Source organism: Pseudobacteroides sp. (assembly GCF_036567765.1).
In the GTDB taxonomy this organism is placed as follows: domain Bacteria; phylum Bacillota; class Clostridia; order Acetivibrionales; family DSM-2933; genus Pseudobacteroides.
Window position 1 is genome coordinate 23,040 of sequence record NZ_DATCTU010000086.1, and the last position, 19,816, is coordinate 42,855.

General features: G+C 37.2%; 17 protein-coding genes. 12 read left to right on the forward strand and 5 right to left on the reverse strand.

Going from position 1 to position 19,816, the window contains the following annotated elements; genetic code table 11:
• Positions 1–133 precede the first annotated feature (133 nt).
• The 3 genes from VIO64_RS13035 to VIO64_RS13045 all read right to left on the reverse strand — a co-directional run bounded on the left by VIO64_RS13035 (position 134) and on the right by VIO64_RS13045 (position 4,156).
• On the reverse strand, positions 134–1,324 hold the full coding sequence (locus VIO64_RS13035; RefSeq protein ID WP_331918886.1) for an amidohydrolase family protein: 1,191 nt from the start codon (positions 1,322–1,324) through the stop codon (positions 134–136).
• Between the two features lie 230 nt (positions 1,325–1,554).
• Entirely contained in the window at positions 1,555–2,976 is a 1,422-nt protein-coding gene (locus VIO64_RS13040; RefSeq protein WP_331918888.1) for a glycosyl hydrolase family 8, read from the reverse strand.
• A gap of 703 nt (positions 2,977–3,679) precedes the next feature.
• Entirely contained in the window at positions 3,680–4,156 is a 477-nt protein-coding gene (locus VIO64_RS13045) for a CYTH domain-containing protein (RefSeq protein ID WP_331918890.1), read from the reverse strand.
• A 603-nt stretch (positions 4,157–4,759) separates the two neighbouring features.
• On the opposite strand from VIO64_RS13045, the gene VIO64_RS13050 reads away from it, so the two are divergent.
• From VIO64_RS13050 to VIO64_RS13105, 12 genes are all read left to right on the forward strand, one after another.
• On the forward strand, positions 4,760–5,623 hold the full coding sequence (locus VIO64_RS13050; protein ID WP_331918892.1) for a damage-control phosphatase ARMT1 family protein: 864 nt from the start codon (positions 4,760–4,762) through the stop codon (positions 5,621–5,623).
• Between the two features lie 5 nt (positions 5,624–5,628).
• Entirely contained in the window at positions 5,629–5,916 is a 288-nt protein-coding gene (locus VIO64_RS13055; RefSeq protein WP_331918894.1) for a YerC/YecD family TrpR-related protein, read from the forward strand.
• Positions 5,917–6,092: 176 nt separating this feature from the next.
• Positions 6,093–6,521: a hypothetical protein gene (locus tag VIO64_RS13060; protein ID WP_331918896.1), complete on the forward strand. Its 429-nt coding sequence runs from the start codon at positions 6,093–6,095 to the stop codon at positions 6,519–6,521.
• 25 nt (positions 6,522–6,546) lie between these two features.
• Positions 6,547–7,128 carry a DUF5317 domain-containing protein gene (locus VIO64_RS13065; RefSeq protein WP_331918898.1) on the forward strand — a complete coding sequence of 194 codons (582 nt, stop codon included), beginning with the start codon at positions 6,547–6,549 and terminating at the stop codon, positions 7,126–7,128.
• Positions 7,129–7,158: 30 nt separating this feature from the next.
• On the forward strand, positions 7,159–9,897 hold the full coding sequence (secA, locus tag VIO64_RS13070; RefSeq protein ID WP_414705282.1) for a preprotein translocase subunit SecA: 2,739 nt from the start codon (positions 7,159–7,161) through the stop codon (positions 9,895–9,897).
• A 200-nt stretch (positions 9,898–10,097) separates the two neighbouring features.
• On the forward strand, positions 10,098–11,384 hold the full coding sequence (locus VIO64_RS13075; protein ID WP_331918900.1) for a folylpolyglutamate synthase/dihydrofolate synthase family protein: 1,287 nt from the start codon (positions 10,098–10,100) through the stop codon (positions 11,382–11,384).
• A gap of 34 nt (positions 11,385–11,418) precedes the next feature.
• Positions 11,419–12,549 carry a tetratricopeptide repeat protein gene (locus tag VIO64_RS13080; RefSeq protein ID WP_331918902.1) on the forward strand — a complete coding sequence of 377 codons (1,131 nt, stop codon included), beginning with the start codon at positions 11,419–11,421 and terminating at the stop codon, positions 12,547–12,549.
• Positions 12,550–12,609: 60 nt separating this feature from the next.
• Positions 12,610–13,731: a patatin-like phospholipase family protein gene (locus VIO64_RS13085; protein ID WP_331918904.1), complete on the forward strand. Its 1,122-nt coding sequence runs from the start codon at positions 12,610–12,612 to the stop codon at positions 13,729–13,731.
• A 185-nt stretch (positions 13,732–13,916) separates the two neighbouring features.
• Entirely contained in the window at positions 13,917–15,416 is a 1,500-nt protein-coding gene (gene thrC / locus VIO64_RS13090; protein WP_331918906.1) for a threonine synthase, read from the forward strand.
• 217 nt (positions 15,417–15,633) lie between these two features.
• Positions 15,634–16,077 (forward strand): ACT domain-containing protein, encoded by a 444-nt coding sequence (locus VIO64_RS13095; RefSeq protein ID WP_331918908.1) that lies wholly within the window; start codon positions 15,634–15,636, stop codon positions 16,075–16,077.
• A gap of 12 nt (positions 16,078–16,089) precedes the next feature.
• Positions 16,090–17,340 carry a homoserine dehydrogenase gene (locus tag VIO64_RS13100; protein ID WP_331918910.1) on the forward strand — a complete coding sequence of 417 codons (1,251 nt, stop codon included), beginning with the start codon at positions 16,090–16,092 and terminating at the stop codon, positions 17,338–17,340.
• Between the two features lie 18 nt (positions 17,341–17,358).
• Entirely contained in the window at positions 17,359–18,711 is a 1,353-nt protein-coding gene (locus tag VIO64_RS13105) for an aspartate kinase (protein WP_331918912.1), read from the forward strand.
• Positions 18,712–18,865: 154 nt separating this feature from the next.
• Here the strand turns inward: VIO64_RS13105 and VIO64_RS13110 are convergent, their stop codons facing one another.
• Both VIO64_RS13110 and rpsU read right to left on the reverse strand, forming a co-directional pair.
• On the reverse strand, positions 18,866–19,309 hold the full coding sequence (locus tag VIO64_RS13110; protein ID WP_331918914.1) for a GatB/YqeY domain-containing protein: 444 nt from the start codon (positions 19,307–19,309) through the stop codon (positions 18,866–18,868).
• 25 nt (positions 19,310–19,334) lie between these two features.
• Positions 19,335–19,511 (reverse strand): 30S ribosomal protein S21, encoded by a 177-nt coding sequence (rpsU, locus tag VIO64_RS13115; RefSeq protein WP_036944633.1) that lies wholly within the window; start codon positions 19,509–19,511, stop codon positions 19,335–19,337.
• Between the last annotated feature and the right edge of the window lie 305 nt (positions 19,512–19,816).

Sequence of the window (19,816 nt, forward strand, 5' to 3'; positions counted from 1 at the left end):
ATAAGACAGAACACAGGCACATCATAGGCGAAGTGCCTGTGTTCTGTTTCATTTCTATAAATTATAGTCTTTCCGACGCCATAGTTTCTCATGATAATAACCAAGGTTGCAAAATCATCCCATGATTTTGTACTTATATGCCGAATACCCTTGCGGCGTTATCATGCATTATTGCTTTCGCATATCTACGGGCATCGTGTTCACGCATGAGACCGGCCTCAACCCGTTCACACAACACGCGGGATAACACATTAAGGAACGCAAGCCGTGCACCATAGCTTTCTTCGCTCGTCCATGTGTCGCATCCCCAAATCACACGATTGGCATCACACACGTCGATCAACTCGTGTAACAGGCGGTGTGCGGCAGCAGGAGATATAAGCGGAAGCCAGCATAGGTCAGCCCACACGTTTGAATAAGCGTGTGCCAGCCCAGTGATGTCGCTAATCCAAGGATAGCTGCCGTGCATTAATAGGAATGCTGTACGAGGGTTGCGGGCGATCAGCGGTTGTAACTGCATTGCGTTGCTGCCAGTCATTAAGCCTAGCCCAGTATGGATTTGTATTGGTATATTAAGTTCCGCAGCGGTCTTACATACGCAATCAAAAACATAATCTTGAAAGTACTTTATATCTACTGCATCTGCATCTTTTACCATCGCCCTTTGTGCCTGCTCTTTCCCAGTTTCTCCAAAAGCCAGGGTGCGGTCATAGGCAAGAGCACACTTTAAGGCTACGCTTTCAGCCTGCTTTTTATCTCGTATTACTTGGTATATAAAGTCCGTATACTCGTCTATGTCTGTTATGTCCCGGTTATACATCACCTGAATATTGTTCCCGTTGTGATCCTTCGCTGTTTGGTTATAGCCGTAGAAAAAACTGTTGATGCGATATGCGGGCTTGAACAGATCGGGATGTCCGTTATCCTCACCTGGCGACCAAAATGTATCGAGCACTATTGCTTTATAGGCACACTTTTCTCGAAGCAGGCGAATATGCCAATCCTTGTTTTGATGAGAGCACCGTATAGCTTTATCGTAGGTTATCCAACTTTCGACATCCAAATGTTCCTCTATACCATACAAATCCATGATAGCCTTTTCCAGCCAGACGAAATAACTACGGGTACGCACGGCGTCCAGCCATGTGGCGATATCTTCTTTGGAATTTGCAGAGGGAATAGGTGTGCCGCACCAGTTTACATAGGAATTGCGAAGAACAGCCTCAAGGGCCAACGAATACTGGTCTTTATCAGGCAGATGGTGCGAATGGGAATTCACAATCGGTTGGCTTTGCAGATAACAGGTAAATTCATTCCTATCCATATTTCATCCTTCTTTCATAGTAATTGGACGATACCGTATCGGACCTTTCTATATTGCTCTATTTGTATAGTATAATACCCAATCAATTGCAAACACAATATTTACTGTTTTAATTTTGGATTATGCATAGAGGATATAAACACAAAAAAGGACTTATTCCCCAAGCCTAAACTATCAAGAATATGTCCTTTTAGTAATCTTTAAGTGAGATTATTAGTTTAATTTAATACTTAATAAGTATAATTAAACCTTATTGCAATCATAATAACATCGCTCATGTTGATTGCACCGTCTTTATTAATATCATAATTAGCATTATACTTGTTTGTTCCCTGTGTAGCATTAAAGCATACAGCCAATTGTATTACGTCAGCCATGTTTACAGCCCTGTCTCCATTTACATCTTCAGGTACCAAATTACTTGATTGTTTTGTTGGGGTTGGAGTGTTCGATGGTACACTAGTAGGAGTATTAGTTGGTGTAGGTGATGAAGGAGTATACTTTAAAGGATTTGGGAAGTTTCCAGTCATATGAAGTAAAACCATCATTCTTAAGCTATTGCCATAGTAAGAATAACCTGCGGAATAAGGATCTTCATTCCTCAAACAATTTGCGTACATTTCTTTTGCATAAGCAGCATCAAAGCCAGTCATGGTACCTGAAGCAATACAAGCTATAAAAGTTGATGAATTTAATGCTTGACCTACTTTGGTACCAGTTATTGAATATCCATCATATATATTTGAACCAAGACCTTTGAAGAATTTGGACATTGCATCACAAATAGTTTTTGCTTGTGCTGTTCCATACCAGCTGTAATCTACTGCTATTCTCCATGGAGTACGTACTGCATCGTATTTGAAATCAAATCCTTGACCGGATGCCTGCGTACCTTGTGCGGTACACCAGTCTGGGACTAATCCTGTAGAGCTGTTTCGGCATTTGTTGAGTATTTCGTAACACTTGTCGGCAACCCTAAGCCAGTTCTGATCGCCTGTAAACTCAGCATATACCCTATAATAGCCTGGTGCAAAGTATGAAGGGTTTGTTACATTTGAACCGCCCCAGCTATCTCCAGGCTTCAATACAAATGTACCTGACTCAACTTCTTTAGCCATCATGTTTCTAAGAAGTGTTTTAGCATCAGCATCATAAGTGGAACCCCATTTTCTTGAAGCGAATATGAGTGCTATTGCCATATCTTCTTCTGCGTCAGTAGCAGCACCGCTACCGCCTGTACCAACAAAGTTGCCATTAGCATCAACATGCCAGCCCATTAATCCGTTAGAATTAAAGTGAGCTTTTGCATATCTCCAAAGCCCGTCAAACGTTGTTTTGTCATCAAAGTAAGCAGACAGTATCATACCATAAGCTATACCTTCTGATACTGTATCATATCCGTCGGTTGAACCTCTCTGAACTCTCAGGTTTCCGCCTGCACCGTTTTGTGTTACACGAGCAGCTTTCCATTCGTTGTAATCAGTTAGAAGAGCGGAATTAGCTTCTGTCTGATTTGGTGCCTGAGAACTCAAACCACCGATATATGTGACGTTATAAGGAAATGACAGATCTGCTGCATAGCTGACATTAAATGAAGCAATGGAAGACACTAATAATGCACAAATTAAGAATAACAAACCTAATTTTTTCATTTTAATTAATTTCCCCTTTCAAAATTCAATTTAAATTTACAGTACACTCCAATAAATAAAACTTAAGATTAATATGTAACTTATACCTTAACCTAAGGTATGATTAAAAAATTACTTACGCTTCTGAGCGGGTGTTGACGAGCTAAGTTAACACATGAGCGAAATTTTATAGCGGAAGTTATTTTTTGATCGTACCTAAATTTAAAGAACACCAACTTAACAGTTAGCTATCTTCTAATCTGTTTGCACCTCCTAATCCAAATAAATAAATTAAATTAATGTTTATATATTAAAATCATACAGTTTTTGCAGCTATTAATTTAGCTGAAAAAATTTATGATTTTAACTTAAAAGCGGGGTTACAAAGCTATTTATTACTTTATATGTTAAGGAGTGTATGTTAACATATAACCCTGCTCTTATTTATTAAAAGCATAATTAATTTGCATTGGCTATAATATCATAAAAAATTCATAAATGGAACTGTGTAAAATGATAAATATAATATGAGGCACAAAAATAGTTAGGAAGAATGCTTGAATAACTTATTTGATTCTTTTTAAGTAAATGCTCATTTATAAATTAACAAAAAACTACTTCTTGGATATACATATATAAATTGCTTTTAATATAAATTAATTTTATCACAAAATTTTTAAGGACAAAACCATAAAATGAAATTTGTTTATATTATAAAGTAAACTTATATTACGCTATCCCATTTTGTATAGGGATTCTTTATCAGGCTTGAATTATAATACTTTGACTCACCTGTAACTTCCTTGCCAATCCAGCTTGGAATGCTGAACTTTTGATTCTCATTATCAAGCTCTATTTCAGCAACAACAAGTCCCTCATTTTCACCGTGAAATTCATCTATTTCCCAAATAAATCCTTCATGGGGTACACTATATCTATGTTTCTCTATTAGAGGCTTGGTGCATAAATTCTCTAACATTTCCCGTGCATCATCTACAGGTATTTCATATTCATACTCCGCCCTTTTTATACCCTCGTGAGGTCCTTTGATGGTAATATAGCCCTTCGCTCCAGCTATCCTTACCCTGACAACCCTTCCCTTCCCTGAGCAGATATACCCCTGCATGTACGGGACACCTTTCGACATATTTTTGTAATCATCACTTTGGGTAAGAAACTTTCTTTCTATCTCGCTTCCCATCTAATTGTCACACCTTTCAAGGAATTGTACATGAGCTTTCATCAATAAAAATATTATAAATATATTTATTTCCCAAAACAATAAAAAAATACCCGTGCATTCTATTTGAGAAGGGAGAATGCAACGGGACATAGGGGAGTAACTAGTTAATAATTACTCGTGAATAATATATAACATATCAAATAAAAAATAAATAGTTTTTTATAAAAATGCAGAAAACGACAAGAATTTCACTAATGTGCAACAGATTGTATTGATGTGAGCAGGAAATTTTGGGGAAAGCAACAATTTGTTAATAGACTTTGAAGAGAAATTGAACTAATTAAAGGAGTTTTTCTATGTAAAATAAACAAGTAAACTTAATTTTCCAATTACGCATTCAAAAGGCTTATGTAAGTGGTCTTTGGGAAAGATTTATGATATTGTTATATATAAATTAAGTGAATACATTAAGAAGCAAATGATGATTTTTATTTACAGATATATTATAACATTTAATTATAAATATTGCTACTGTATTTTTTTTGACTTTATTATGTATATAAATTAAAATAATAGTTGTTTGAAAAGATTAACTGTATTATAAAAAGTGAGGAGTTTAAAATGAGAGTAGAAGCAGATTGTATTCCCTGTTATCTTAAGCAAGGAATCTCTACATTGAGGATAGCAGGAATGAATGATAAAGAAATAAGCAGTACAATTAATAGTGTACTTGGTATTATCAACCAACTCAGCTTGGAGGAAACGCCATGCTATAATTCGACAGTTGTGCTGAGAAAAATATATGACATTATAGGTATAATAGATCCATATAAGGAAGCAAAAATAAAATGGAATGATTATGCATTAAACCAATATAAGGATTTTTCCAGATTGGTGGAGAAGTCCGATGATAGGCTGCATAAAGCATTTAAAGTAGCGGTGGCAGGAAATATTATAGATATGGGAATTACTCCTGATTTTGATGTTGATCTGGCTATGAATGAAATCACGGATAAGGAATTCGATCATGACGATTATAATGATTTAAAGCCTATGCTTAAAAATGCTAAAACAGTAATGATTCTTGGCGACAACAGCGGAGAAATTGTATTTGATATGGTGCTTGTCGAGGAGTTTAAGAGGCTTGGACTAAATGTGGTATATTCTGTTAAAGGAGGCCCCATATTAAATGACTCTACCATGGAGGATGCGGTACAGGTTGGATTGACCTCGATATGCGAGGTAGTGGATACAGGTAATGACCTTCTTGGTGTTGTTTTTGAGAAAAGTTCACAGGCGTTTATCGAGGCATTTAAGAGGGCCGATATAATAATTTCAAAGGGGCAGGCAAATTTTGAGTCCCTTGAAGGCAGCAAAAGAGCTGGAGATAAAACATTTTTTGTGCTAAGGGCCAAATGTCCTTTAGTTGCCAAATGCCTCGGTGTTGAGTTTGGAGATATTGTTTTAAAAAGAAACAGGAGTTGATGGATTTGAATTCCAAGATTAGGGATGAAAATACAGACAAGCTTTTTGAAGCTATATTATTGTTGAATGATATAGATGAGTGCTATAGCTTTTTCGAAGATTTATGCACCGTATCGGAGATAAAGGCATTGGCCCAGAGGCTTGAAGTAGCCAAAATGCTGAAAAAGGGTGTAACATATACCGAAATTGCTGAAAAGACCGGGGCAAGCACAGCTACAATCAGCAGGGTTAACAGGTGCTTGAACTATGGTGCTGACGGTTACAAAATGGTCATTGAAAGACTTGAAAAATAGGTCTAAATTTTTTGTTTCAAACTACAAAAATAAACTTTTAATATATATAAATATTCGTTTTTTACTTGATTAAATTCAATTATTCGGGTATTATTACTATATTAAAAGCTATTATAGCGGAAGTTATTTTTTCATCATGACTTAATATAAATGTTAGAAATTTTGAGGGTTGGTACATGTTTAAGAAGCTGTTTATAAGCCTTATAATATTATCAGCATTAACAGCCGATGGGACTGCAGTTTTTCCAGCAGCCTATTATGACATGCTTATTTTTGCGGACTGCCAATCCGATATATTGGGTGAACCGGATGAAGGACCTGTGCTTATATCGGCAGGCGATGCACACGATATAAAATCATATGAAATTTCAGGCTATTCATGGGTTAGTTCGGGTATTAATATTAAATATAGTGCCGGACTTAATATTAAAGAGCCTTTATTCAAGAAGAAGCTATTTTTTGGGACTGATAAATATAGTTTAAAAGATAACCTTACTGAAAAAGTTATTTGTTCAGATATTATAAATATAAGATGGGACTATTCAAATAATGATCTTGTATTAAATTATACCGATTCTTCACCGCCTTTCAATTATACCATGTAATTCCATACTACATTGGGGTGATTTTATGTTATACCTTGTAGTTGTTATTCTAGGAGCTGCTTTTGGGATAGTTGCAAAAGGTAGGATCTCCAACATTATAAATCTTAAATTTGAGAAATTATGGCTTCTCTTGATTGTGGTCATTATTCAGACTGCAATAAGGGTTTTAGCCTTAAGAGGATTGATTGATGCCCAAAAGTACAGTTTCATTGTTCATGGGGCAGCATTCGCTCTTCTGCTGATAGTGCTTTGGTATAACAGGAAGCTTCTGGGAATACTTGTTATAGGCATCGGCAGTCTTGCGAACATTCTTGTCATGATGGTAAATGGAGGAATGATGCCTGTCAGTTCACAATTGCTAAAAAACACAGGGGGACTGTCAAGCAGCCTGGAACTCTTGAAAAGTGGCACCGATGGAAAGCATATTCTTATTAATGAAACCACAAAACTTAGGTTTCTAGCCGATATTATTGAAATGCCGCCCTTTATAGGATGGCTGATGCCAATAGTGAGTATCGGAGACTTAGTTGTTGCAGTTGGAATTTTTTTATTGGTATTCTTTGCAGTCAAGGATACCCAACGACCATGGTTGCAAAATCGAAAGTGATTTTGTTCAAATTGAAAGGATGATATCTTTATGTTGATAAAAAATATTATAGAAAAATTTATTGGAAGTTACAGCGAAAGAGAACTTAAAAGAATTCAGCCGTTTGTTGATGAAATAAATGAGATTGAGCCTGAGATTAAAGCACTGACAGATGAACAGTTGCGGGCTAAGACCTTTGAGTTTAAGGAAAAAATAGCAAAAGGTGAAGCAACGATAGATGACCTGATGGTGGAAGCTTTTGCAGTTGTCAGAGAAGCAGGTATAAGGGTTCTTGGAATGAGGCATTTCGATGTACAGTTAATAGGTGGTATTGTTTTGCATCAGGGAAGAATAGCAGAAATGAAAACCGGTGAAGGTAAGACTCTTGTTGCTACACTTCCTGTTTATTTAAATGCACTTGAGGGTAAAGGCGTTCATGTTGTAACGGTCAATGATTACCTGGCAAGACGTGATAGTGAGTGGATGGGTAAGATTTATAGATTTTTAGGACTCACAGTAGGTCTTATAGTGCACGATATGGATAATGAAGAAAGAAGAAAAGCATATAACTGTGATATAACCTACGGAACCAACAATGAATTCGGGTTTGACTACCTTAGGGACAACATGGTAATTTACAAGGAAGAAAAGGTTCAGAGAGATCTTCATTATGCCATAGTGGATGAGGTTGACAGTATCCTTGTTGACGAAGCCAGAACACCTCTTATAATATCAGGTGCAGGAGATAAGTCAACTGACCTTTATAAAAGGGCAAATGCGTTTGTAGCTAAGCTTAAAGCCAAGGTATTTACTCAAACCGATGACAAACAGCATAATGATGATATTGAAGAGGATTATATTGTTGATGAAAAGGCTCATACTGCCAATCTGACCGCAAATGGAGTAAAGAAGGCAGAGCAGTATTTTATGGTTGAAAACCTGTCCGACCCTGAAAACCTGACTATTTCTCACCACATCAACCAGGCTATCAAAGCACATGGTCTTATGAAAATTGACAGGGATTATGTGGTAAAGGACGGCGAAATTATTATAGTTGATGAATTTACAGGTCGTCTTATGTACGGAAGAAGGTACAGTGACGGTTTGCACCAGGCCATTGAAGCTAAGGAAGGCGTTAAGGTAGAAAGGGAAAGTAAAACCCTTGCCACCATCACATTCCAGAATTATTTCAGGATGTACAAAAAGCTTTCAGGTATGACTGGTACCGCTCAGACAGAAGAGCAGGAGTTTCAGGACATATACAAGCTTGATGTAATAATCATTCCTACAAATAAGCCATTAAGAAGGAAGGATCATCCCGATAGTGTTTATAAAACAGAAATAGGCAAATTCAATGCGGTTATAAATGATGTTGTAGAGTGCAACAAAAAAGGCCAGCCAGTATTGATTGGTACAATCTCCATTGAAAGATCCGAGTTTTTAAGCAGCATGCTTAGAAGACGGGGTGTAAAGCATGAGGTTTTGAATGCTAAGCACCATGACAGAGAAGCTGAGATTGTTGCACAGGCGGGTAGAAAAGGTGCTGTTACCATTGCAACAAACATGGCAGGTAGAGGTACCGACATAATGCTCGGCGGTAATGCCGAATATATGGCAAAGCAGGAAATGAGAAAGCAGGGCTATGATGAAGAGCTTATAAGTCAATCAACAAGCTTTAGCGAGACCAAGGATGAGACCATCCTAAATGCCAGAAAGGCCTACCGCGAACTGAATGAGAAATTCAAAAGCCAGATAGAAAAGGAAAGAGAAGAGGTTTATGAGGCTGGCGGACTTTTTATAATGGGTACAGAAAGGCATGAGTCAAGACGTATTGACAACCAGTTAAGAGGTCGTGCAGGTCGTCAGGGAGATATAGGTGCTTCAAGGTTTTATATATCTTTGGAAGATGACCTTATGAGGCTTTTTGGAACAGATAGAATAAAAGGGCTTGTTAATGCTTTAGGTCTCGAAGAGGATCAGCCTATTGAGCATAAAATGCTGTCGGGTGCAATTGAAAATGCACAGAAGAGGGTAGAAGGCAAGAACTATCAGATAAGAAAGCATGTCCTTCAGTATGACGATGTTATGAACAAACAAAGAGAGGTCATATATGGACAGAGAAGCAAGGTATTAAACGGTGAAAGCCTTAAAGAGAATTATACAAAAATGATTGAAGGCCTGGCAGAAAGCGTAGTTAAGCTTTATTGTACAGAAACCCCACATCCTGATTTGTGGGACTGGGAAGCTATTGACAGCTTTTTAGCAAGCGGATTTCTTCCTAAAGGTGAAATAAAGCCTACCAAGGAAGAAATGGAAAGAATGGTTAAAGAAGATGTAAGCGACAAGATACTTGAGCTTATGACAAAAAGGTACGAAGCTAAGGAACAAGAGCTTGGAACAGATCTCTTGCGTGAATTGGAAAGGGTAATACTTTTAAGGGTTGTTGACCAGAAGTGGATGGATCATATTGATGCCATGGAGCAGCTAAAGCACGGAATAGGTCTTCGTGCATTCGGACAGAGAGATCCTGTTGTGGAATATAAGTTTGAAGGCTTTGAAATGTTCGAAGAGATGATTAAAAATATTCAGGAAGACGCATTAAGGCTCATAATGAATACTCATATAGAAAAGGACCAGAGCGTTGAGAGGGAGAGAGTGGCAGAGCCCACAGCTGCAAGTCATGGCGATGAGCCTAAAAAGGCCATCTCAAAGGGTGCAAAGGTTGGTGCAAACGATCCTTGTCCATGTGGAAGCGGTAAGAAGTTTAAAAAATGCTGTGGCAGCAATTAATGAATTCTTCTAGAATTACTTCTCCTTCTGAGCGTGTGTTGACGAGTCAAGTCAACACGAAAGCGAAGCATATAGGGGAAGTTATTCGAGAAAATTCTTAATGAATTCTTCTAGAATTAACATTAGTATATAAAAAAGATGTACTATATGAGAAAATAACCATATAGTACATCTTTACTTAATTTTTAGGGAGAAAGACAATGAATTATACTGAAGCGTTGGAATATATTCATGGGACTTTAAAGTTTGGAATAAAGCTAGGCCTTGAAAACATAAAAGCACTTCTTTTGCTCATGGGAAATCCCCACAAGAGCCTGAAGTTTGTGCATGTAGCAGGTACTAACGGAAAAGGCTCTACGGTAGCTTTTATAAGCAGTATTTTAATGGAATCGGGATATAAGACAGGTATTTTTACCTCTCCATATCTGGAGAGATTTACTGAAAGAATTAAGGTGGATAGAGGGGAAATAGCGGAGGCAGATGTTGCGAGAATTACTGCATTTGTTAAACAAAAGGCTGATGAGTTAGTTAAAAACGGTGGAAACCACCCTACTGAGTTTGAAATAGTTACTGCTATAGCTTTTCAGTATTTTTATGAAACGGGTTGTGATATAGTGGTTTTGGAGGTAGGGCTTGGAGGCAGATTTGACTCTACAAACGTTATAGACATGCCCCTTGCTGCAGTTATTACAACAATAAGTTATGATCATATGAATATATTAGGTGATACACTGGAAAAGATAGCCTTTGAAAAGGCGGGTATTATAAAGGATAATTCTGATGTTGTACTGTATCCCCAAGCAGGTGAAGCCTTGGAAGTATTTGAAAGGGTCTGCGAGGAGAAAAAATCCAGGCTTAACAAAGTATCCTTGGCAGACGTGGAAGTTTTGGAGTCTGGCATTTGGGGCAGCAGTTTTTTACATAAAAGGCACGGAAAGTTTAAAATCAGTATTGCGGGTGAACATCAAGTTGCCAATGCTGTAACAGCACTTGAAGCCGTTGAAATTGTAAGGGAAAAAGGCTATGACAGAATAAATAAAACCGATGTTGAGTCAGGTTTGATCAAAGCTGTTTGGCCAGGCAGGCTTGAAGTTGTTTGTAAGGAGCCAATGTTCATTATTGATGGGGCTCACAACAAAGAAGGTGCTTTGATGCTTGCTGACAATCTCAAGAAATATTTCCCCGGAAAGGATATAATTTTTATTATCGGAGTTCTAAAGGACAAGGACTACAAAGCCATCATCGAGCCTGTAATACCTATAGCATCAGAGTTTGTAACTGTGAAGCCGGAAAACGAAAGGGGAATGACAGCACAGGAGTTGGCAGTAATATTAAGAGGCTATTGTAAAGATGTTAATGTGAGTGATAAAATTGAAGAGGCAATCCTTTACAGTATAAAAAAAGTTTCCACAAAAGGTATAATTTGTGCTTATGGGTCCCTATACTATATTGGGGAGATCAGAAAATTTTTTAATACCTTAAAATAAGAACAATAGGTTTAGAAAGCTAGGAGGGAATCAATTGATTGATTTGAAGCAGGAGCTTATGAGTTATGCTCATATTGATGCTAGATCATTAGGGTTTAAAGACCGGAATGTACCTGATAATATTAGGAGTTCCGTTAACCTTTATAATAAAGCTTTAGACAGCATAAATGCCAAAAGTGAGGATATGGCCATAATAGAATTAAAAAAAGCCATATCCCTAAACCCTCAGTTTTATGAAGCGATAAACCTATTGGGAATTTGTTATTTATACATAAATGATTACGAAAACGCAAGGTTTGTGTTTGAAAAGCTCATGGAAATATTAGGAGAGAGCACCTCCACAACCAGACTTTACAAATTAATAAAGGAAAGGGAAGTATCCGCTCCTAAAAAGGAATTGAAAACCTTTAACCGACAGCCAGTTTCTAAAAAGGAAAGTGTAAAGGAAAAGAGACTTAACGGTAACTTTTTTGAAAAGCTAAATTTCTTAAACAGCAGCCTGATTAAATACATATGTTGCGGCTTGATAGGAGCAATTGCAGTGTTATTATGCAGTATACCCTTTTATGTAAATAAAACCGATACTAAAGCTGTGGATGTGCTTGATGCAGAGACGGATGCCATCAACAAACTAAATAAACAAATAACGGAACTAAAGGGCAGCTTAAACAAGCTCAAACAGGACTATAACAACCTTAAAAGCAGTAAAGCACTGCTGGAAAACGAACTAGAATATAATAAAAGTGTTAAGAAGCTCAGTGAAGCCGATGAATTGGCAAAATCTCAAAAATATGAATCGGCTGCAGACATATTGATTCTCATGAAGGATACAAAATTCAACAATGCAGACAAGCAAAGGTATGACAGCCTTTATGAAAATATTGTGCCTAAGGCAGCACAGATTGCCTATAACCAAGGTTATAATCTTTGTAACAGCAAAAAGTATAATGAAGCTATTGAGAAACTCAATAAAGTAAGATTATACGGTGATAAGTGGCCTTTTATGGATAGTGCACTATATAAGCTGGGTGTAGCTTATAAAAATATAAATAACTCCAAGGAAGCTTTAGAATTATTTCAGACTGTAGTCAAGTCATACCCTAAAAGCCCGGTTGCTTATTATGCTCAGGCAAAAATAAAAGAAATGTCAAATCTACCTAAATAAGCATTTATCTCGTCAAAATAATATAATATATAAGGGACTAATTTTCTGGATTGATAAAAAGTGAATAAGATAAATAAGGTATACAACTTGGTTTTAAGCGGCGGTGGAGTTAAAGGTATTGCTTACTCAGGGGTCAGTGAAGCTGTTGAGAAAAGGGGATATACCTTTAGTAATATTGCCGGCGTATCGGCTGGTGCAATTGCAGGCTCATTTATAGGTGCAGGGTATAATGCGGCTGATCTGAGAGAAATATTGGGAAGTCTTGATTTTGGAAAAATAAAGATGGAAGATATCCCTAAACTGGTTTCGGCAGTAGCCTCCTTCGAAACTTGGAGGAGCCTCAATAGAAAGGACAATTATTCGGCAGTAGAATTTTTAAGCACCAAAAACCCAAGAGGAATGTTTATACCAGAGTATGATTATGGAGACCATGATGTTAATTTCAGGGGAGACATAATAAAGAATGTTGCTCTATATAGTAAAGAGGGCTGTCTTTTTGACGGTGATTATTTGGAAGAGTGGCTTTATAAGCATCTTAGACAGAAGGGAATAACAACCTTTGAGGATTTTAGGGGCGGAGAGGTTGACTGCTGCAATCCAAAGGGTTATAGGGTAAGGTTTTTAGCCGTTGATGCAACAAGGCGTAAGGCCCTGGTTTTACCCGATGACATTGAATTTTACAATATCAACCCTGATAAACTGGAGGTAGCCAAGGCTGTTAGAATGAGTGCCAGTGTTCCCTTTGCCTTTAAAGCCGTTGAAATCTATGTAGGTACTGGAAAATTGAGGAAAACATACAGTATAGTTGACGGTGGAGTCTTTGACAATTACCCAATATGGATGATAGGTGATGATAATAAGTACCGAACCATTGGTTTTAGCTTGGATGGAGATTATAAAAAGAAATTTTTCAGCCTTGACACACCTTTAAGTGTACTAAAATCTTTGATTTCAGCCGTTCATGACATTGGTATCCCAAAAACCAAGAATTATGAAAACAAGATTCTGTCAAAAATTAGCACGGGAAATGTTTCCAGCTTGGATTTTAGCTTGGCAGAAGAGGATAAAGAATATTTATATATTCAAGGAAAAAACGCGGCATTGGACCTAATTAACAAAATCGAATATACCGCTAGAATAAGGAATGCAAGATTTCGCAGATACCCTTTTTTCTTTAGGTAGAAGCAGGGGACGACTAAAATAAGAATAAAAATTTCTTTATTTTTTGTGTTTTTTGTATTATTATAATAGGGAACTCAATAAGTTGGCATTAGTTAATGGGTTGATAAAAATTAATATAAAATACAACTATGACGAGTATGATTATTATATAAGCATTTATATGATGAAAAATTAGGGGGAATAATATGTTATACGAAAGTACAAGAGGGGGTCTAAAGTCTAAATTGTCTGCTGAGGCGATTAAGATGGGTATTGCACCTGATGGTGGATTGTTTGTTCCTAGTGCCCCGGTTAAGTTAAGCCCTGAGGAGATATACAGTTTAGTCAATTTGAGTTATCAGGAAAGGGCTGTTTTTATCCTTAAGCATTTTCTTGACGATTATTCCATAGATGAGCTTTCTGAATGCGTAAACTCTGCATACACAAAAGAAAAATTCGGCACCGAAGATATAGCACCTGTAGTAAAGCTCAATGACAATGTTCATGTGCTTGAATTATGGCATGGGCCTACATGTGCGTTTAAAGACATGGCATTACAGATTTTACCCCATTTTATGGTAAAAGCAGTAGAAAAAACAGGTGAAACAGATGAAACGGTTATTCTTGTTGCAACATCCGGCGACACTGGTAAAGCAGCATTAGAAGGATTTAAGGATGTTAAAGGCACCAGAGTAATAGTATTTTTCCCTAAAGATGGAGTAAGTGATGTTCAAAAGATGCAGATGGTCACCCAGGATGGAGATAACACTTATTCCATAGGGGTTCATGGCAATTTTGACGATGCACAAAATGGTGTCAAAGCCATATTCACAGACGCTGAGATGAATGAGACAATGAATAAAAGCGGCTTCAAATTTTCTTCTGCAAATTCGATAAACTGGGGAAGGCTTGTACCGCAGATTGTTTATTATTTTTCTGGCTATGCGGATCTTTTAAAGAAAAATGAAATTGAAGCAGGGGAAAAAGTAAACTTTGTTGTGCCAACCGGAAATTTCGGAAATATTTTGGCTGCATATTACGCTATGGAGATGGGGCTTCCAATTAATAAACTCGTATGTGCATCCAATGAGAACAATGTCCTGACTGATTTTATAAATACCGGAGTCTATGACAGGAAGAGAGAATTTAAAAAGACAAGTTCGCCGTCCATGGACATTTTAATATCAAGTAACCTTGAAAGATTGTTATTTGAGATTACCGGACGCAGCTCGTGGCTGGTTAATGAGTGGATGAAATCCCTCAAAGAAGAAGGGGAATATGCCGTTGACTCAGAAACTAAAAAGAAAATCTCCAAATACTTTTGGGGTGGATTTTCTAGCGAAGCAGATACATTAAAGACAATAGAGTGTATATACAACGAATATGGTTATGTTGTAGATACCCATACAGCAGTAGGAATTGATGTATATGACAAGTATGTCATATCTACCGGAGACATGACTAAGACTGTTATAGTTTCGACAGCAAGCCCGTTCAAATTCAATGACAGCGTGGTTAAGGCCATTTTTGGAGAAGAAAGTGTAGCTGGGAAGAGTGAATTTGATCTTCTAGAAATTTTGGCTGAAAGATGCAATCTTTCTATTCCTGCAGGACTTAAAGGGCTTGACAAGAGGGAAATTAAGCACAAAGCTGTTTGTGATAAACAAGATATGAAAAACGAGGTTGAAAGGATACTTAAGATATAAAACGTAAAACACCAATTACAAAACATCAAATTCAAACATATAGTAGAAAATGTAAAAAGATTGATACTATAAGAGGCTGCCTTGCAAATAGGCATCCTCTTTTTATTTAAAAGATTAATCACTTTTAATTTATCTATTGAATTTGTCAAATTAATGTGCTATTATTATTTCACGGTAGAAAAACAAATGTGCGTCTATTGAGGACGGTGACAAGGGTATGAATAAGGACTCAACCTATCTACTGGTAGATACTTCAGTGCTTCCAGAGGTTTTTTCCAAGGTAATTGAGGTAAAACAGATACTTGGTAAGGGAAAGGTCAAATCTATTAATGAGGCTGTAAAAGAGGTTGGAATAAGCAGAAGTGCTTTTTATAAGTATAAGGACTTTGTTTTTCCTTTCTATGAAACCTCAAGGGGTAAAGTTATGACCTTGTTTTTTGTAGTTGAAGACTTATCGGGCATCTTATCTGGTATAATTAATCAGATAGCATTAGCAAAAGCCAATATATTGACAATAAATCAAAACATACCCATCAATGGTCTTGCTGACGTAACGATATCCATTGAAACAGCGGGTATGGTTAAGGATATTAAAGAACTTATGGACGAAATTGGAAGAATAGAGGGAGTTCGGCGTCAGGAAATCCTGGCAAGAGAGTAATAGGAGGTTATTATGATTTTTGTTGCAGTTTTAGGCTATGGAGTAGTTGGATCAGGCGTTGTGGAAGTTATTAAGAAAAACAGGCTCAGTATAAGTCAAAGAGCTGGTGAAGAAATATGCGTAAAAAAGATTTTAGATATACGTGATTTTGCTGATAGCCCCGATAGGGAGCTGCTTACCAAGAATTCCGATGATGTTTTTAATGACGATTCAATTAAGGTTGTAGTAGAGACAATTGGCGGTGTCGGTATTGCATATAAATTTACCAAGATGGCTTTATCCAAGGGTAAGCATGTAATAACCTCAAATAAGGAGTTGGTTGCTACTCATGGGCCTGAGCTTCTTAAAATGGCTGCCGATAACAATGTACATTATCATTTTGAGGCTAGCGTCGGTGGTGGTATACCCATTATAAGACCTCTCAATAATTGTCTGGCTGCCAATGAAATAAACGGAATTACAGGTATTTTAAACGGTACAACCAATTATATTCTTACCCAGATGAACAGGCACGGCAAGGATTTTGATTCTGCATTAAAGGAAGCTCAAGCCAATGGGTATGCTGAAGCAGACCCTACAGCTGATATTGAGGGACATGATGCATGCAGAAAGATAGCAATATTATCTTCTATTGCTTATAATGAATATGTAGATTATAGGAAAATTGTAACAGAAGGAATAACAAAGCTTACACTTGCAGATATGCACTATGCAGAAATGTGCGGATCGGTCATCAAGCTGGTTGGCAGAAGTGTTAAGGCAGACGGGAAAATATATGCATCAGTAGGTCCTGCACTCATTAATAAGAGTCACCCTCTTGCAAATGTGGAAGATGTATTTAATGCAATTGTTGTAAGGGGAGATGCCATAGGAGATGCAATGTTTTATGGCCGGGGGGCAGGAAAGCTGCCTACCGCTAGTGCTGTTGTCGCAGATGTTATTGATGTTGTGAAACACAGCGAAAACAGCGGCAAAAATGTTTGGACTATAAATACCGAAGAAAACATGATGGATCCAGATGTAATGGAGACACGTTTTTATATAAGACTAAAGGTAAATAATAGAGATGGGGCGGAGGAGCTTGTTAAAAGTACATTCCGCTCGGTTGAGTGGATACCTTCTGAAATAAAGGCAGCAAAAGAAGAGCTTGTTTTCATTTCTGAAAAAGAAGCTGAGGGAATGCTAAAGAAAAAAGTTAAGGAATTAATAGGCAACCCTTACATAAATGAAGTTGCAGGTATTATAAGGGTATTAGAAGATTAGGAACTAGGAGGAAAAGAAATGAAAGTATGTAAATTTGGAGGGACTTCCCTCGCATCAGCTGAACAGATAATAAAGGTTTGCGATATTATAACATCTGACCCTGAAAGAAGGCTTGCAGTTGTTTCTGCACCAGGTAAGAGAACCAAGGAGGATATAAAGGTTACAGATTTACTTATCAGTTGTGCCGATAAATATATTAAGACTGGTGAGGCAGTAGAAGAGATGAATGCTGTTATTAAGCGGTTTGATGATATTGCTAAAGACTTAGGGCTGGACAGCAACATAACTGATATTATTGCAGAAGATATGAAAAAACGCTTATCAGGCCCTGTAACTCATGAAGGAATGTTTATGGATCTTTTAAAGGCTGCTGGGGAAGACAATTCTGCAAAAATAGTTGCTGCTTACTTAAAGAGCAAAGGACATGAAGCACAATATGTAAATCCAAAGGATGCAGGCTTATTCTTAAGCGATGAGTTTGGCAATGCCAGGGTACTTCCGGAGTCTTTCGATAATCTCAAGGCATTGAACAATTATAAAGGAATCATAATTTTTCCAGGATTTTTCGGCTACTCAAAAGCAGGGGAAGTGGTGACTTTCCCAAGGGGCGGTTCCGACATAACGGGATCGATTTTAGCAGCTGCGGTTTGTGCTGATGTTTATGAAAACTTTACTGATGTTGATTCAGTTTTCGCAGCAAATCCCAATATAGTACCTGATGCAAAAGCAATAAGCGTGTTTACTTATAGAGAAATGAGGGAATTATCCTATGCAGGATTTTCCGTGCTTCATGAAGAAACCCTTGAGCCGGTTTATAGAAAAGGAATTCCTGTATGTATAAAGAATACAAATAATCCCGAAGCTCCCGGCACAATGATAGTTAAGGAGAGAAGCCAAAACGGTGACATTGTTGCGGGTATAGCAGGAGATGTAGGATTTAGCACCTTATATATCAGTAAATATATGATGAACAGGGAAGTGGGATTTGGCCGAAAGGTTCTTCAAATACTTGAAGAGCAAGGTTTGTCATATGAGCATGTTCCTTCGGGAATTGACAACATGTCAGTTGTAGTAAGGACAAAGCAGTTAACTGATGAGAAAGAAAAGCTGGTTATTAAAAGAATAAAGGATGAGCTGGCTGTTGATGATATCGAAATAGTACCTAACCTGGCACTGGTTATGGTTGTTGGTGAGGGAATGAGACATACCGTTGGATTGGCGGCAAGAGCAACAAACGCTTTGGCTGCAGTTGGAGTTAACGTGGAAATGATAAACCAGGGCTCATCCGAGGTAAGTATGATGTTCGGCGTCAGGTCTAGTGAATGTGAAACAGCTATAAAGGTTTTGTATAGAGAGTTTTTTAATGTCTAGATAATTATTGGTGTAGGCATATCACAAATATTTAACCCCCTTCACAATTTGTTTTGTATAAGGGGGTTAAATATTTGTCACGATAACATCAAAGCTGCAAATCTCCTGGCGATTTTTTCATAATAAAAAGCTCGATTTTAATCGAGCTTTTGCTTTATCCTAGAATCTTTTTTATTATCTGATTTATGATTTTTCCATCAGCTCTACCCTTAACATTTGGCATTACAGCTTGCATTACCTTGCCAATATCCTTCATTGATGAAGCACCTGTATCTTGGATTGCCTGCTTGACAATGTTCTCAAGTTCTTCTTCAGAAAGCTGTTCTGGTAGATATTGCATCAAAACATCTATTTCAGTTTTAAGATTATCGATAAGATCCTGTCTGCCGCTTTTTTCGAATTCAGAAAGCGAATCTCTTCTCTTTTTGACTTCTTTGCCAATAACATCAATTATACTATCATCATCAAGGATTACTTTGCTGTCTTTTTCCACTTGAAGGATTGCTGATCTCACCATTTGGATAGCATTTTTCCTAAGAGTGTCCTTTTCCCTCATGGCGATTTTCATATCTTCAAGCAGTTTTTCCTTAAGGGACATAAGATAGCCTCCTATTTATAATGGCTTATTTAAATTTTCTTTTTCTTGCAGCCTCGGATTTTTTCTTTCTCTTAACACTAGGCTTTTCGTAATGCTCCCTTTTCCTGATTTCAGATAATACGCCAGCTTTCGCGCATTGTCTTTTAAAACGCTTAAGAGCACTTTCTAGGGATTCGTTTTCCTTAACCCTTACTTCAGACATGCATTTCCCTCCCTCCGATGGTAGCAATTGTGCCAAGAATAAGCTCTTATCACTATTCTGTCTATTTATGGGAATAAGACAAAGTGAAGCACATATTATATTATATCTCAACTACCAAAATAAAGTCAATAGAAATTTAGCACTAAACCTGCCTAATTTCAAGGAAATCATAGGTTCTATTACCCACTAGTTAAATTTCTATGTTTTGCCATAATAAAAGTGGTAAATCTATTAAAGCATTAACACTTTTAATAAATATATTTAAAATCAAATATTTAGCATTAATTTAATTTTAAACAATTAAA